The sequence below is a fragment of the Streptomyces rishiriensis genome, from assembly GCF_003112535.1.
Lineage (GTDB): Bacteria > Actinomycetota > Actinomycetes > Streptomycetales > Streptomycetaceae > Streptomyces > Streptomyces rishiriensis.
In genome coordinates this window covers 150,765-164,857 of the sequence record NZ_BEWA01000008.1, presented here as the reverse complement: position 1 = coordinate 164,857, position 14,093 = coordinate 150,765, and the positions used below count along the sequence as shown (strand labels likewise).

Below are 14,093 nucleotides of genomic sequence, written 5' to 3'. Positions count from 1 at the left end.
CACGGAAAGGAAGGCTGCATCTCATGTCTCCCATCCCCCGCAGGTCCCTGCTCAAGGCGGCGGCCGTCGCCGGCGCCGCCGCGCAGTTCAGCTGGGCCCTAGGAGCCAAGGACGCCGAGGCCGCGCCGAGAGGCGCGGCGGCGGACGCCGACCCCGTCACCCTGGACTGGCTGGAGGACGGCGGTCTCGGCGCCGCCCCCGGCTCCACGCTCGGCGTGCCCTGGCCCATGGGCGCCTACCGGGAGGACCAGACCTTCGCGCTGACCGACGCCGACGGCAAGGACGTCCCCGTACAGTCCTGGCCGATCGCCTACTGGCCCGACGGCTCCCTCAAGTGGACCGCCCACGCCGTGAGTTCGGGCACCGGCAAGCTCACCCTCGCCGCCGGCGCCCCGGCCGCCCCCGCCGAGAAGGTCACCGTCGACAAGCGCGGCGGCACCGTCGACGTCTCGACGGGCGTCATCACGGCGAAGATCGGCAAATCGGGCTCCACGATCGTCAAGTCCGTGACCCGCGGCTCCACCGAGATCGCCAGGAACGGCCGGCTGGTGCTGATCCGCCAGCCGGAGATCGAGGACGAGGACCAGGGCTCCGTCCGGACCGAGCGCTTCGACGGGGTCGTCGACGGCGTCACCGTCGAGCAGTCGGGCCCGGTCCGCGCCGTCGTCCGCATCGACGGCAAGCACCGCAGGGGCAGCCGCAGCTGGCTGCCCTTCTCCCTCCGCCTCTACTTCTACGCGGGCGCCGACTCCTTCCGCATGGTCCACACGATCACGTACGACGGAAAGCAGGAGCCCGGCAAGGCGAGCGGCGACTTCATCCGGGGCCTGGGCGTCCGCTTCACCGTCCCGATGCGCGACGAGTCCTACGACCGCCACATCCGCATCGGCGGCGAAGGCTCAGGTCTGCTGCGCGAGGCGGTCAAGGGCATCACCGGACTGCGCCGCGACCCGGGCGCCGCGGTCCAGGCGGCCCAGTACGCGGGCCGGAAGCTGCCCGACCCGGCCACCTGGGACCAACGGGTGACCACCCGGCTCCAGTACATCCCGGAATGGGGGGACTACACCCTCTCGCAGCTCTCCGCCGACGGCTTCACCCTGCGCAAGCGCACCAAGAAGGGCCACGGCTGGATCGCCGCCGGCGGCGGCAGGCGCGCCTCCGGCTTCGGCTACGTCGGCGGGGTCAGCGGCGGCCTCTCCTTCGGCCTCAGGGACTTCTGGGAGAAGCACCCGGCCCAGCTCGACGTCCGCGAGGCGCACACCGACGAGGCCGAGGTCACCCTCTGGCTCTGGTCGCCCGAGGCACAGCCCATGGACCTGCGCTTCTACCACGACGGCATGGGCCAGGACACCTACCCCGAGCAGCTCGAAGGCCTCAACATCACCTACGAGGACTACGAGCCCGGCTTCGGCACCCCCTACGGGATCGCCCGTACCTCCGAGCTGATGTTCTGGGCCAACGAGTCGACGCCGTCGCCCGAGAAGCTGGCCGAACAGGTCGCGGCCGTACGGGTGCTGCCGCAGCTCGCCGCGCCGCCCAGGCAGCTCATCAAGGCCAAGGTCCTCGGCCCGGGTCTCTACTCCGAGCCCGACCGCTCCACCCCCGCCAAGGCCAGGATCGAGGACCACCTCGACTTCCTCTTCACCTACTACAAGGACCAGGTGGAACAGCGGCGCTGGTACGGCTTCTGGGACTACGGCGACATCATGCACACCTACGACGCCGTACGGCACCAGTGGCGGTACGACATCGGCGGCTACGCGTGGGACAACTCCGAGCTGTCGCCGGACATCTGGCTCTGGATGGCGTACCTGCGGTCCGGCCGCGCGGACATCTTCCGCTTCGCCGAGTCGATGACCCGGCACACCGGGGAGGTCGACGTCTACCATCTCGGCCAGTGGGCGGGGCTCGGCACCCGGCACGGCGTCCAGCACTACGCCGACAGCGCCAAGCAGCAGCGCATCGCCAACACCACCTACCGCCGGTACTACTACTTCCTCACCGCCGACGAACGCGTCGGCGACCTCATGCACGCCAACGTCGACTCCGACGAGACGTTCCTCGCGCTGGACCCGCTGCGCAAGATCCGCACCGAGCCCTACACGCCCGACCGGCACGCCCTCTCGATCGGCTTCGGCACCGACTGGAGCGGGCTGGTGTCGGCATGGCTCACCGAGTGGGAACGCAAGGGACCCAAGTGGGAGAAGGCCAAGGCGCGCGTGCTGTCCACGATGGAGACGATCGCCGCCCAGCCCAACGGCTTCGTCCAGGGCAGCGGCCTGTACGACCTGGACACCGGCAGGTTCGCCGTCGCCAGTGCCCCGGCGGTCAGCGTGTCCCACCTGTCGGCGGTCTTCGGCCTGAACGAACTGTGCGCCGAACTCATCCACCTGGTCGACATGCCGAAGTTCAACGAGGCCTACTTCGACTACTGCCGCTACTTCAACGCCACCAAGGCGGAACAGGCGGCGCGCTACGGCTCCCACTTCGGCACCCTGCTGCTGTTCCAGGGCCACTCGCGCCTCGACGCCTACGCCGCCGTCCAGACGGGCGACGCGGCGCTCGCCAAGCGGGCGTGGACGAAGTTCTACGGCTCCGACGGCTACACCGAGTCCTCGCCGTGGAAGACGGAGCCGCTCAGCGGCCCCGCCACCCTGGTCGCGGGCAGCGAGGCCGCCTGGGTCGCCACCAACGACACCGCGCTCTACGGCCTCGCCGCGATCGAGAACCTGGCGCTGCTCGGCGACAAGATGCCCTGACACCCGGCTAGTTCATCCTCTCCAGGACCTCCCGCACCCGCCGGACATCCCGCAGCCGCTGCTCGTACGTCGCCCCGAGCGCGAGCAGCAGCAGTCCGGCGAGTGCGGGCGGCGCCCAGCGCGGAAGCGCGTCGGTCATCTGGACCAGATACGGGGCGAGTTCGTGCAGCGCGTCCAGCGTGAGGACCGTCCCGCCCAGCAGGAGCGGCGCCCGCAGGCGGTGCCGGGCCCCGAGCAGGGTCAGCAGCAGCGCGGACGCGCCCAGCAGCAGCGGGCGGGTCCACCCGGGGTCGCCCCAGGCCACGGCGAGGCTCGGCAGCAGCGTGGCCGTCAGACCGGGACCGTACGCGGTCCAGGAGGAGGCCGCCGGGTCCCGGCGCCGGCGCAGGGCCCCGACGAGCAGCGCAGGGACCGTCACCGGAAGGGTGTACGCCTCCACGAGCCCCACCCGCCAGGACGTCAGCCGCACCCAGGAGGCCAGCACGAACAGGGCGACCGCCGCGTACCCGACGCGACGCCGGTCCGGGCGTACGGCCGTGCCCGCGGCGATCACCGCGCACAGGGCCAGGACCAGGGCGAGCAGCGGCGGGTCGAACACCGCGAGACCGACGGCCAGCAGGCCCGCGCCGGCGCCGACGGCCTCCACCACGGCCGTCGTCACCCGGTCGCCGATCCGCGGCGCCACCAGCGCCGCGACCACGGGGACCACGAGCACCAGCAGGGCGATGTGCTCCGGCCGCCATCCGGCGGCGGCGCCCGCGGCCACGGCCAGGGCCGTGGCCCACCCCAGGGACGCGCCGGCGGACACGGCCGCCGCACGGCCGCGCCACGCGGCCCCCGCGAACATCGCGGTCAGCACCGCGAGAACGGTCAGCGTCGCGGTCTCGGTGGCCAGGGAGAGGAAGGCGAGACCGAGCGAGACGAGCAGGGCGAGTCCGGCGGCCGTCCACGGGCTGCGCGTCGTCGGCTTCGTCGGCGCCAGCAGCGCAGCAGCGGTGGCACCCAGCACGAACAGGCTGACCACATAGGGGAGTTCCAGGGCGACGGGGACCACGACCATCGCCGCGCAGAGCAGCGCGAACGCGGCGGTCCGCGCCTGCGCACGCCACTCGCCGTCCCGTACCGCCGTCGCCAGGACCACCGCGACGGCGGCGAGGAGCAGGGGAGCCGTGGCGGCGTACGGCGGCCAGAAGGCGTCGACCGTCACCGCGGCACGGGCGTCGGCCGGAGCCCCGGACCAGATGTGCCCGAGCCGGGCCACGGGGCCCAGCACAGTGACCGCGACGGCCGGGACCGCCCACAGCACCGCCCCCGCCTGGACGAGACCCGAGGCCCAGGCGACACCCCGGCGCACCGGCTCCGGACCCCGGACGACGGCCAACAGCGCGATCCCGCACGCCAGGTACCCGGGCACGGTCCAGTCGCCGGGCGTCGACGCCCGCAGGACACCGCCCAGACCGGCGACCCCGCACAGCGCTGCCGTCAGCGCCCCGCCCGCCGTGAAACCGGGGTGCGGGGCGTACCGGGTCACGCACAGGGCGATCGCCGCCGCGAGGACGAGGAGCGCGGCCGCACGGGCCGCCTCACCCGGACCGGTCGCGTCCAGCGACAGCCCCACGGCCGCCGCCCCGCCCCAGCCGCCGGTGGCGAGCGCGCACACCACCGCCACCGTGCGCACCGGTCGTTGCGCCATCCGCAGCGCGACCGCCGCGTCGAACGCCGCCGTCAGCAGCGCCGCCGCCGTGACCGAGTGCGCCCCGCCGCCGGCTGCGACCGCCCAGAGCGGCAGCGCGAGCTGGCCGACCGTCAAGGCGGCCGGGCCGGGCAGGCGCAGCGCGGCCGTGCCCGGCAGCGCGGCGAGCGCCGTGCCGTACGCCGCCCAGAGCGCCGCCAGCAGCGTCGAGGCGGCCGCCGCGTACGTCGTGCCGTCCGCCGCGGTGAACGCCACCTCGTGCAGGGCGTACGCGTCCAGCGCCGTCAGCGCGAGACCGAGACCGGCGACCGACTCGGCGGTCGAACGCAGCCTCCGCCGCAGAAGCGCCACGGGCGCGCCGAGCACCGCGAGCGTGACCGCGCCGAGCACCGCGCTGCGCCCGGCGATCCCGAGATGGCCCCAGCTGACCAGCGTGAAGGCCATCGCCGCGACGGTGAGCAGGATCCCCCCGAGCAGGAGGAGAACGTTCTGCACACCGGCGGCGCCGGTCTCGGGGCGGCGGGACGAGGCCGCGGGCGCGGGCCGGGCCGGCCATCCCGGAGCGACCGGCGGAGCCGCCTGCTGCAGCGCGGCGACCAGCCAGGCGCGGCGGGCCAGCAAGTGGGCCCGGCGGACGTCCAGTTGTCGCAGCTCGGTGTCGAGGAGCCGCAGCTCCTCGGCCGGGGGCGGGAAATGCGTCATGCCTCGGAGTGTGGTTCGCGTCACGGCCGCCGGCATGAGCGCCCGTACTCAGAACGTACTCATCCGCACTGGTCGGGCCGTGCGCGGGCACACTCTGCCCATGGACTGGACCCACTACCGCTTCCACAGCCGATGGGCCCTGCCCGCGCCGCCCGCTCGCGTGTACGAGGCGCTGGGCCGGCCCGAGGACTACCCGCGCTGGTGGCCCCAGGTGCGCGAGGTGGGCCGCGTCGATGACACGACCGGCGTCGTCCGCGTGCGCTCCGCCCTTCCGTACGACCTGACGTTCACGGTGCGCGCCGTGCGCGGCGACTCCGCGGCCGGGGTCCTGGAGGTCGCCCTGTCGGGCGATCTCGACGGCTGGGCGCGCTGGACGGTCACCGCCGAGGGCTCCGGCGCCGTCGCCCGCTACGACCAGGAGGTCCGCGTGGACAAGCCGCTGCTGAGGCGGCTCGCCGTGCCGGGACGGCCGCTGTTCCGCCTGAACCACCGGCTGATGATGCGTGCCGGACGGCGCGGTCTGGCGGCGTACCTGGAAGCGGTTTGAAGGAAGCGTGCGGGGCCCTGTATGGTTCAGTGCGTTCCCGGGCGATTAGCTCAGTGGGAGAGCGCTTCGTTCACACCGAAGAGGTCACTGGTTCGAACCCAGTATCGCCCACCGGGAGAGGCCGGTCCGCGTCGAGCGGACCGGCTTTTTCGTGTCCCTCGTGCCTGTGCGTCTGTCGCGTTGCGTGTGCTGCGTCTGTTGCGGGTGTGGTGTCCGTCGTGCGCCGTGTGCGCCGTGTCCGTCGTGACGCCGTGTCCGCCGGGCGTCCGTCCTGGGGGTCCTAAGCCGCCGCCGGCAGCTCCGGCCGCAGGGGCCACGACGTGTCCACCGTCTCCGGCGTGCCGCTGCGGGCGAACCACGCCTGCAGCCCCCGCGCCTGCGCCGCGTGCCAGGTCGCCTGCAGCGTGTGCAGCTCGGCGGGGGACAGCCGCTCCAGCCGGGCCGCGAAGCGGCGGCCCAGCGCCCTGACGACCTCCAGCGCGGCCAGCGCGTCCGCCGCCGCGTCGTGCGCCTCCGCCAGCGTCACGTCGTAGTGCGCGCACAGGTCGGTGAGCGTGCGCCGCCCCTTGCGGTAGCGGTCCAGGTGCTTGTCCAGCACCCGCGGGTCCAGCACCCGCAGCGGTGTCGCGTCCAGCCAGTGGCCCAGCGACGAGGCGCGGTGCCTGCGCAGCTCACGGTCGAGCAGCGTCAGGTCGAACGGCGCGTTCATGACCACCAACGGCCGTCCGGCCGCCGCCTGTTCGGCGAGCAGCTCGGCTATCTCGAACATCACCGGCGCCGGCCAGCGGCCGTTGCGCTGCAGGTGGTCGTCCGTCAGCCCGTGCACGTCCGTCGCCCCGGCGGGCACCGGGACGCCCGGGTTCACCAGCCACCGGTTCACCCGCGGCCTCGCGCCCGGCGCGTCCTGGACGACGAGGGCGGCCGACACGATCCGGTCGGTCTCCACGTCGACGCCCGTCGTCTCCGTGTCAAATGCGGCCAAAGGGCCCTCGTACCAGTACGCCATACCTTCTCAACCCCTCGTTCACCCACGGCAGCTGACGCACCGTCTTCTGCCTGTTTGGTGATACCCGGGCTGTTTGCGCCGTACGCCGGAAGGACACAACACGAGTACGGGTCTTTGCAGTTCAGCGGCCCGTCACGGGGATCGGCTCTGGTGGGAAGGCTGTTGGCCATGGCGATTGCGCAGCCCGAGCGGGGCGGGCTGCTGCCTGAACGCGCGGGCGTTCACCGCGGCACACTCGCCACCACCGCCTGCATGGAGACACTGCAGGTGGGCTATCTGCACGCCGTCGCGGCGGCCGCGGGCTGCTCGCTGTCCCAGCCGTTCCCGGACAACGGCATCGACTGGCACGTCAGCCACAGCGCACCCGGACACACCGTCGACGACGAGGTCACCATCAAGGTGCAGCTCAAGGCGACCTATCAGGTGCGCCCCGACCCGCCGGGCCGCTTCTTCTCCTTCACCCTCGACAACGCCCATCTGCGCAAGCTCGCCCGCACCCCGGTGTCGGTGCACAAGATCCTCGTCGTGATGATCGTCCCCCGGTCGCAGGACCAGTGGCTGCGGGCCGGTCATGACCGCCTCGACCTGCGGCACTGCTGCTACTGGGTCAATCTCGCCGGCCACCCGATCACCGGCCGGACCCGGACCACCGTGCGGATACCGACCACACGCATCTTCGACGACCGGGCGCTGTGCGAGATCATGACGCGGGCCGGGACGGGAGGCAGACCATGACCCACCGCCCCCTCGACGAGCCGCTGCGGCCGGTGCGGCCGCACCCCGAGGCCCCCTGGAACCACCCCCCGGAGCCCTCCGAGGTGGACCCCGCCGTGCTCGGCGCCCTGCTGCGCCGGCACGGCTGGCAGCGGCGCGGCGGGGCGGCGGGGCGCTACGGCCGCTGGACCCCGCCCGGACCGGGCGGCGCCGGGATCAGCCTCCTCGTGCCGGAGAGCCGCGCCTTTCCCGACAGCGACGACCTGCTCGGCGAGGCGCTCCTGGCGCTCGTCCGCAGCGGCACGCCCGCCGCGCGCGAGGTGCTCGTCGGACTGGCCGTGCCCAGCGACGAGATCCGCTGGTGGCGGGACTCGCCGACCGGGCCCGCCGGGGCCGCCTCCTGGGCCGTGGAGGAGCAACTGCGCGCCGCCGCCCGTCAGATGCTGCTGGCCGGCGCGCTCGCCACCCGCGCGCGAGCGGGCTACCACGGCGCACGGCACCGGCGTGCCGCCCTGGCGGCGCTGGACGACGTCCTGGTGGGCTCGGCGACCAACGGACGCCGGCTGACCGCCTTCGTGCCGGTCGCCCGCGCCCGCAACCTCGCCGTCCGTCTCCACCAGGCCCTCTACGCCGTCCGCGAGGCCGTCGACTACCAGCGGGCCACCGGCGGCATGGACGCCTTCGACAGCGCCGTGGAGGCCGGCGCCAGCCGCGAGCTCACCGAGGCGCTGATCGCGCTCGTGCGCGGCGCCGAGGGCGCTCGGATCGCCGTCGAGTGGTCGCCCGCGGCCGGCGTCCCCGCGGACTGCGCCGCCGGCGGGGAACCGGTGGAGTTCTCGCCCGGCGACCTGTCCGTGCTGCGTGAGGCGGGCGCCCGCTATCTGCGCGAGGAGCCCTCCGTGCACGTGCGGATCACCGGCGCGGTGGTCCGCCTGCGCAGGTCGGGACCGCGCGGCGACGGGAGCGTACGGCTGCGGGTGCTGGCCGGCGCGGACATCCCGCACCTGCGGCTCACCCTCGACGAGGCGGACTACCGCATCGCCGGGCAGGCCCACCTGGTCGGACTGCCGGTGCGGGTGCAGGGCCGGCTGGAGAGCCGGGGCGGGTTCCGCCGGCTCACCGGCGCCTGCGGGGTCGTGGCCGTGCAGGTCGACGAGGCGGAGCGGGACCGGCTGATGAAGTCGATGCAGGGGAACCCGGCGGGCGCGGACTACTTCGACGAGGCCTGCGAAGGGGAGGAGCCGGGGGACTGATTTCGCGGTCGGCGGGTGCGGGTCGGTACGATCGCCTCTTGCGCGCGCTCACGGTATGGCGCCGCACCCCCTTCAGTCAGGAGAGACCGGTGTCAGACGTCCGTGTGATCATCCAACGCGATTCCGAGCGGGAAGAGCGCACGGTGACGACGGGCACCACGGCCGCCGACCTCTTCGCCGGCGAGCGCTCGATCGTCGCCGCGCGGGTGGCCGGCGAGCTCAAGGACCTGTCGTACGCGGTCCGCGAGGGCGACGAGGTCGAGGGCGTCGAGATCTCCTCCGAGGACGGCCTGAACATCCTGCGCCACTCCACCGCGCATGTGATGGCCCAGGCCGTGCAGGAGCTCTTCCCCGAGGCCAAGCTGGGCATCGGCCCGCCGGTCAAGGACGGCTTCTACTACGACTTCGACGTCGAGCGGCCGTTCACGCCCGAGGACCTCAAGGCCGTCGAGAAGAAGATGCAGGAGATCCAGAAGCGGGGGCAGCGGTTCGCCCGGCGCGTCGTCACCGACGAGGCCGCCCGCGAGGAGCTCGCCGACGAGCCCTACAAGCTGGAGCTGATCGGCCTCAAGGGCTCGGCCTCCGGCGAGGACGGCGCGGACGTGGAGGTCGGCTCCGGCGAGCTGACGATCTACGACAACCTGGACGCCAAGACCGGCGACCTGTGCTGGAAGGACCTCTGCCGCGGTCCCCACCTGCCCACCACTCGCAACATCCCGGCGTTCAAGCTGATGCGCAACGCGGCCGCCTACTGGCGCGGCAGCGAGAAGAACCCCATGCTCCAGCGCATCTACGGCACCGCCTGGCCCTCCAAGGAGGAGCTGAAGGCCCACCTCGACTTCCTCGCCGAGGCCGAGAAGCGCGACCACCGCAAGCTGGGCAGCGAGCTCGACCTGTTCTCCATCCCCGAGCAGATCGGCTCCGGCCTCGCCGTCTTCCACCCGCGGGGCGGCATCATCCGCCGGGTCATGGAGGACTACTCGCGCCGCCGGCACGAGGAGGAGGGCTACGAGTTCGTCTACACCCCGCACGCGACGAAGGGGAAGCTCTTCGAGACGTCCGGCCACCTGGACTGGTACGCCGACGGCATGTACCCGCCCATGCAGCTCGACGAGGGCGTGGACTACTACCTCAAGCCCATGAACTGCCCGATGCACAACCTGATCTTCGACGCGCGCGGCCGCTCCTACCGCGAGCTGCCGCTGCGTCTGTTCGAGTTCGGGACCGTGTACCGGTACGAGAAGTCGGGCGTCGTGCACGGCCTCACCCGCGCCCGCGGCTTCACCCAGGACGACGCGCACATCTACTGCACCCGTGAGCAGATGGCGGAGGAGCTCGACAAGACGCTCACGTTCGTCCTCGGCCTGCTGCGCGACTACGGCCTGGAGGACTTCTACCTGGAGCTGTCCACGAAGGACCCGGAGAAGTTCGTCGGCTCCGACGAGGCCTGGGACGAGGCGACCGAGACGCTGCGCCAGGTCGCCGAGAAGCAGGGCCTGCCGCTGGTGCCCGACCCGGGCGGCGCCGCCTTCTACGGGCCGAAGATCTCCGTCCAGACGAAGGACGCCATCGGCCGGACCTGGCAGATGTCGACCATCCAGCTCGACTTCAACCTGCCCGAGCGCTTCGACCTGGAGTACACCGGCCCGGACGGCGCCAAGCAGCGCCCGGTGATGATCCACCGCGCGCTGTTCGGCTCGATCGAGCGGTTCTTCGCGGTGCTCCTGGAGCACTACGCGGGCGCGTTCCCGGCGTGGCTGGCCCCGGTCCAGGCGCTCGGCATCCCGATCGGCGACGGCCACGTGGAGTACCTGGAGAAGTTCGCCGCGGCCGCGAAGAAGAAGGGCCTGCGGGTCGAGGTGGACTCCTCCTCGGACCGTATGCAGAAGAAGATCCGCAACGCGCAGAAGCAGAAGGTGCCCTTCATGGTCATCGCGGGCGACGAGGACATGGCGGCCGGTTCGGTGTCCTTCCGCTACCGCGACGGCTCGCAGGAGAACGGCATCCCGTTCGACGAGGCCATCGCGAAGATCGCGAAGGTCGTCGAGGAGCGGGCGCAGGTCTGAGCCGGACGCCCGGAGGCTGAGTCCCGCAGGCCCCCGGAAGGCTCAGCCTTCCGGGGGCCTGCGGTCGCTCTCGCGCGAGAAGATCTGCAGCAGCCACGACGAGAACGACCCGGTCACGGCCCCGAGCAGAGCCAGCCCGCCGGCCATCATGCCCATCGCGATCGCCCGGCCGCCCGGGGTCACCGGTGTGATGTCCCCGTAGCCGACCGTGCTGAGGGTCGCGGCGGCCCACCACACCGCGTCCCCGAACGTCCGCATGGACGCGCCCGGCGCCCCCCGCTCCTGCTGGTAGACCGCGAGGGCCCCGGCGAAGCCGAGGAGCAGCGCCGAGAGCCCGGCGTAGGCGATCACGCGCGCGTGCAGGGAGAGCCGCGGCTCCCCCTGGCGATGCTGGATCGCGTCGTAGAGCGGGACGATCCGCAGCGGCCGCAGCAGTGGCAGGACGACCACCACCGTGTGCAGGAAGTGCGTCCTGACGAAACGCGTGAAGCGCTGCCCGCCGAGGCGCCAGCGGACGACGTAGTCCGTCACGAACACCAGCCAGAGCACGAGCATCGTGAACCCGCACAGGCTCTTCCACGCGGACGGCATGCCCTCGGCCAGGACGCGCGCGGCATAGGCGGCCAGGAACAGCAGTGACGCCAGGAACAGCGGGATCTCGGTGCGCTGCTCCCAGCGGGCGTGGCGGCTGTCGTCGTCCATCGGCCCAGCTTGGCCCGCGCGGCTTCCGCGCGAACCCCGGCGACACGCCGCGAACGGGCGAAGCCATATGCTGACGGTCATGACGAGTGAGCCGGAGCAGCAGATCGGAGTGGGGACGCAGGACTCGTTCCAGCGCCTGTGGACGCCCCACCGGATGGCCTACATCCAGGGTGAGAACAAGCCGACCGGCCCGGGGGCCGACGACGGCTGCCCGTTCTGCTCGATCCCGGCGAAGTCCGACGAGGACGGCCTGATCGTCCGACGCGGCGAGCACGTGTACGCGGTGCTCAACCTGTACCCGTACAACGGCGGCCACCTGATGACCGTGCCCTACCGGCACGTGGCCGACTACACCGATCTGACCGTCCTGGAGACCGCCGAGCTCGCCGAGCTGACCAAGCAGGCGATGACGGCTCTGCGCACCGCGTCCGGCGCGCACGGCTTCAACATCGGCATGAACCAGGGGAGCGTGGCGGGGGCCGGCATCGCCGCCCACCTCCACCAGCACATCGTGCCCCGCTGGGGCGGCGACACGAACTTCATGCCGGTGGTGGGACACACGCGTGTGCTGCCCCAACTCCTCGCGGACACCAGGAAGATGCTCGCGGACGCCTGGCCGGCCTCGGCCTGACGACCCCGGCCGGGAAAACCGGCCCGTCCGGCGCTCGAGGACGAGGCCGTCCAGGCCGAAGCGGGGGTCCGGGGGCAGCAGCCCCCGGCACCGGTCACGCCGACCGACCGCACGACACCGGCCACCCGCCGTGAGACCCGCCCGACGGCCGCAGGCTCACGCGTCGTAGGTGTCCGCCTTGCGCGGCGAGACGTCCTGCACCGCCCCGCTCAGGGCCGACGAGCGCGAGCTGAACTTCTCGATGTCCACGTCGTGCTCCCTGAGCACCTTGAGCGCCGCGGCGTGCACCACGCGCAGCACCGGGGTGGCGGCCCGCAGCGCGTCGTCGGCCATGAAGCGGTGGCGCCAGGGCTGGTCGGCCCAGGCGTGCCGCAGGCCGAACGGCTCGGGCAGGCCGATGCCGCCGCCGAGCCACTTCAGCAGCGGCGGATACCAGCTGATCGTGGCACGCGCGGCCAGCCGGACCACCTCGTCGGCCGTGACCAGTGGAAGCTTGACCGTCCGCGTCTCCCAGAACCGGACGCTCTTGGCGACCTCTTTGACGGGCGCCTCGGGCTTGGTGGTGAACAGGCCGTTGACCGGGCCCAGGGCGTGCCCGGTGACCTCGATGCGCAGCGTCTCGTGCAACACCGTCACCGTGATCAGCATGGTGATGATCAACTGGCCGTCCCACAGCGGCCACTGGACGCCCAGGTAATGCCGGTCGCCGCCGCCGAACTGCTGGTTGTTGCAGATGTCCTCTATGGCCCTCGGCTTGACCTGGTACGCCTCGACATCGGTGCCCTCCGGCCGGGCGACCGCCTTGGCGTTCTCGCCGACCGGGGTCACGATCCAGTGCCGGACCGAGGGCGGCGGGAAGCCGCCGGTCTTCAGGCTCTGCCGGTTGAGCACGCTGAGCTGGTCGTGGATGGCCCGTATGACGGTCCAGCTGCGGAACTCGTGGACGCCCTTGTTCGGGTCGGTCGGCACCAGTTCCTCGGCGAGATGCCACGCGCCCCAGCGCGTGCCCATGCCGAGTATGCCCTTGGGGCCGGCGTAGAAGACCGAGTTGGACTGCTGCTCGGCGCTGAGCCGGGCCAGTGACTGGCGCAGTTGCTCGGCCGCGGTCTGGTTCGGGCTGGTCGGCACCGCCTCGGGGACCTTCGCGCCGACGCTGCCGCCCGACAGCAGGCTGTCCCAGCGCTCGCGCAGATCCGCCGCGGTCCTCTCGCAGATCCGCTTGGCCAGGAACCAGCCGGCCACGGGCGCCACGACGCACCCGCGCGCGTACCAGCCGACCGGGCCGCCGAACGGCATCTTGACCAGGAAGAGGACGGCGAGCGCCCCCACGGCGACGAGCAGACCGGTGCCGATGCCGGACATCCGCTTGTCGTCCAGCCTGCCCATGGTCGCCCGGAGCTGGAAGACCAGCAGCCACACCAGGAGTCCGGGCAGGAAGAGCACGCCGCACAGCAGCATGACGCCGGTGAGCTTCTTGTCGCGTTCCCGGCGGATGCGGGTGGCCGCCAGGCAGTGCTCGACGACCACCTGCGGCTCGCTGCCGAAGGACTGGATGAGCGGCTTGCGACCGACGCCGAGCATGCGGTCGATCACCGCCTGGGAGAACGCCTCGCCGAGGTTGGGCCGGAAGATCCGGGCCCATTTGCGGCCGGTACTGACCGCCGTCTGGTGCCACTCGTTGTCGGCCTTCTTGATGTCCTCGACCGGGTTGTCCCGGTAGGCGGCCGAGGCCAGGCCGAACGTCGGCGTCTGCCCGCCGTCCCCCATCTGCGGCACCTGTGGTCCGAAGATGTCCGCGTAACCGCTGCCAACGGTCATTCCCGCCCCCGATCGCCGCTGCTCTCGCCCTTGCGGCCTTCCCGACTTCCGTACTCCGCACACCTGTTGATCAGGTCATCAGCGTATCCGCAGGCGCGGACATCCGTCGGCGGACGGCCGAAGCCGCCCGCCGAAGCGGAAGGAACTGTTCCACCACGGTGCCGCACCGGTCACTTGAGGGCGGTCCCGCATCGAAAGCGGT

10 protein-coding genes and 1 tRNA gene are annotated in these 14,093 nt (G+C 72.4%); 7 read left to right on the top strand and 4 right to left on the bottom strand.

Annotation, left to right across the window (positions count from 1 at the left end; all coding sequences use genetic code 11):
- The first annotated feature begins 23 nt into the window (after positions 1-23).
- Positions 24-2,759 carry an exo-rhamnogalacturonan lyase family protein gene (locus Sri02f_RS14995; RefSeq protein WP_109001678.1) on the top strand — a complete coding sequence of 912 codons (2,736 nt, stop codon included), beginning with the start codon at positions 24-26 and terminating at the stop codon, positions 2,757-2,759.
- A gap of 7 nt (positions 2,760-2,766) precedes the next feature.
- Here the strand turns inward: Sri02f_RS14995 and Sri02f_RS14990 are convergent, their stop codons facing one another.
- Positions 2,767-5,154 carry an SCO7613 C-terminal domain-containing membrane protein gene (locus tag Sri02f_RS14990; RefSeq protein WP_245970638.1) on the bottom strand — a complete coding sequence of 796 codons (2,388 nt, stop codon included), beginning with the start codon at positions 5,152-5,154 and terminating at the stop codon, positions 2,767-2,769.
- Positions 5,155-5,254: 100 nt separating this feature from the next.
- Between Sri02f_RS14990 and Sri02f_RS14985 the strand changes: the two genes are divergently transcribed.
- Together Sri02f_RS14985 and Sri02f_RS14980 are read left to right on the top strand one after the other, a co-directional pair.
- Positions 5,255-5,701, top strand: coding sequence for an SRPBCC family protein (locus Sri02f_RS14985; RefSeq protein WP_109001983.1), 447 nt, complete (start codon positions 5,255-5,257; stop codon positions 5,699-5,701).
- 39 nt (positions 5,702-5,740) lie between these two features.
- Positions 5,741-5,812: transfer RNA gene (locus Sri02f_RS14980), tRNA-Val, on the top strand.
- A gap of 169 nt (positions 5,813-5,981) precedes the next feature.
- Here Sri02f_RS14980 and Sri02f_RS14975 read toward each other — a convergent pair.
- The gene (locus Sri02f_RS14975) at positions 5,982-6,707 is read right to left on the bottom strand and encodes a 3'-5' exonuclease (RefSeq protein WP_109001675.1); all 726 of its coding nucleotides are present in this window, start codon (positions 6,705-6,707) and stop codon (positions 5,982-5,984) included.
- A 168-nt stretch (positions 6,708-6,875) separates the two neighbouring features.
- On the opposite strand from Sri02f_RS14975, the gene Sri02f_RS14970 reads away from it, so the two are divergent.
- The 3 genes from Sri02f_RS14970 (at position 6,876) to thrS (ending at position 10,740) form a co-directional block, all read left to right on the top strand.
- Complete coding sequence (locus Sri02f_RS14970; RefSeq protein WP_109001674.1) at positions 6,876-7,442, top strand: DUF4365 domain-containing protein; 567 nt, start codon at positions 6,876-6,878, stop codon at positions 7,440-7,442.
- Positions 7,439-8,674 carry a hypothetical protein gene (locus Sri02f_RS14965; RefSeq protein ID WP_109001672.1) on the top strand — a complete coding sequence of 412 codons (1,236 nt, stop codon included), beginning with the start codon at positions 7,439-7,441 and terminating at the stop codon, positions 8,672-8,674. Before Sri02f_RS14970 ends, Sri02f_RS14965 begins: the two co-directional genes overlap by 4 nt.
- An 89-nt stretch (positions 8,675-8,763) precedes the next feature.
- Positions 8,764-10,740 carry a threonine--tRNA ligase gene (gene thrS / locus Sri02f_RS14960; protein ID WP_109001671.1) on the top strand — a complete coding sequence of 659 codons (1,977 nt, stop codon included), beginning with the start codon at positions 8,764-8,766 and terminating at the stop codon, positions 10,738-10,740.
- 42 nt (positions 10,741-10,782) lie between these two features.
- Here the strand turns inward: thrS and Sri02f_RS14955 are convergent, their stop codons facing one another.
- Positions 10,783-11,442 (bottom strand): potassium channel family protein, encoded by a 660-nt coding sequence (locus Sri02f_RS14955; protein WP_109001669.1) that lies wholly within the window; start codon positions 11,440-11,442, stop codon positions 10,783-10,785.
- 67 nt (positions 11,443-11,509) lie between these two features.
- On the opposite strand from Sri02f_RS14955, the gene Sri02f_RS14950 reads away from it, so the two are divergent.
- Positions 11,510-12,073: an HIT family protein gene (locus Sri02f_RS14950; RefSeq protein ID WP_109001668.1), complete on the top strand. Its 564-nt coding sequence runs from the start codon at positions 11,510-11,512 to the stop codon at positions 12,071-12,073.
- Between the two features lie 156 nt (positions 12,074-12,229).
- Here the strand turns inward: Sri02f_RS14950 and Sri02f_RS14945 are convergent, their stop codons facing one another.
- Complete coding sequence (locus tag Sri02f_RS14945) at positions 12,230-13,891, bottom strand: AbeC-like domain-containing protein (RefSeq protein WP_109001666.1); 1,662 nt, start codon at positions 13,889-13,891, stop codon at positions 12,230-12,232.
- Between the last annotated feature and the right edge of the window lie 202 nt (positions 13,892-14,093).